The organism is Parendozoicomonas verongulae (assembly GCF_009711465.1).
In the GTDB taxonomy this organism is placed as follows: Bacteria; Pseudomonadota; Gammaproteobacteria; order Pseudomonadales; family Endozoicomonadaceae; genus Sansalvadorimonas; species Sansalvadorimonas verongulae.
This window is the reverse complement of record NZ_SMME01000536.1, coordinates 1-1,264: the sequence shown is the minus strand read 5'-3', so window position 1 is coordinate 1,264 and position 1,264 is coordinate 1. Positions and strand designations below refer to the sequence as shown.

The 1,264-nt window shown below is 43.7% G+C and carries 1 protein-coding gene; it reads left to right on the top strand.

Going from position 1 to position 1,264, the window contains the following annotated elements; translation table 11 throughout:
* Window positions 1–1,264: hypothetical protein (locus E1189_RS22805; RefSeq protein ID WP_196220967.1), on the top strand; the 1,264-nt coding region annotated here is incomplete at both ends.

Below are 1,264 nucleotides of genomic sequence, written 5' to 3'. Positions count from 1 at the left end.
TTATTGAAGGAGGTTGTTTACCCCAGTGAGTGTGATATTACCCCATCCAGTCTGGCAGAGATTAAAAGCAATATCGATAGAGTCAAGCTATTTGCCGGTCATGCCCAGAGTAGAGGGCTTGACCAGGTGCTTATGCACCTCCCCCCTTCCCGTTTACTGACATTTTTACGCAGGTTACCCGCTGACGTTGTCACTGAGACACGGGCACTTTTAACGCCTTTCAGGAATGAACTGCGTCAAGCTGTAGAGCAAGGTGATCTGGGCACAGCGACATTATACAGTGAATATGGTGCCAACTTGCTTGCTGTCTATTACCACGGTAATCCAGAGGAACCAAAAAATTTGCTGGAAATTTTAATGGTTTCCCCTGTTGTAAATCGGTGGGCTTTAGATGCGAAGCGGGAAGCTCCTCAACAGTTAGAGAATCAAACCCGGCTTGGTATATTGCTTTATGATAAGGGCTGCCGGGCTCCCGTTGATTATGCCATGATCTGTTCACTTCCCTCACTGGCAGCACACATGTTAAAGCGGGAAAGCCTTTATCTTTACTCGGAACCTGACACGGTTGACATTTTTTTCTATATGATGCGGTACACTCTGAAAGGCATTATTAGCATGGATGAGTTTGAGGTCATTATTAAGGGAGTCTTGAGATACTTCGCAGATAGGCCAGACAGCCTCAATAGCTACTACACCATGTATATTAACCGTGTTTTAGGTTGGTGTGATCCCGTTTTATGCATTGAGCTTTTTGATATTCATTCTTTCAGTTTTGTTCAAGGGTTTGACAAAACAGCAGAGCTTTTCTTTTCTCTTGGTATTGTTGCTGACATGGACGTTCTCCAAAAAGACTTGCAGAAATGCTGGGAATTAGAAAGAGAACATGTGCTGAGTCGTAAAGGACTTGATATTGATAAACTTACAACCCTATTGGAATGTGTTCAGACTTTATCTTCTCGTCATAAACAAAAGCGGGATGATTGCAGGCGGGAAAGGGGGGCGATCCGTTCAAGCTATGAACAATTGAGCATGATTCGTTCACGCAATAAACAATTGAGCATGATCTATTCACGCTATGAAGAAAGTAGAGATGATTGGCGGCGGGAAAGAGGGAGAATCCGTTCACGCTACGAACGAGACATACCTCAAAAAAGCTTAATCGAACAAGTAACAAATACTGTTAATGGAACGTTGTGGTTGCTCTCCCTTCGAAAGTGCCCTGATGCGATAAAAAGGAGCGGCCAGAATATTGCAGAATATCTTA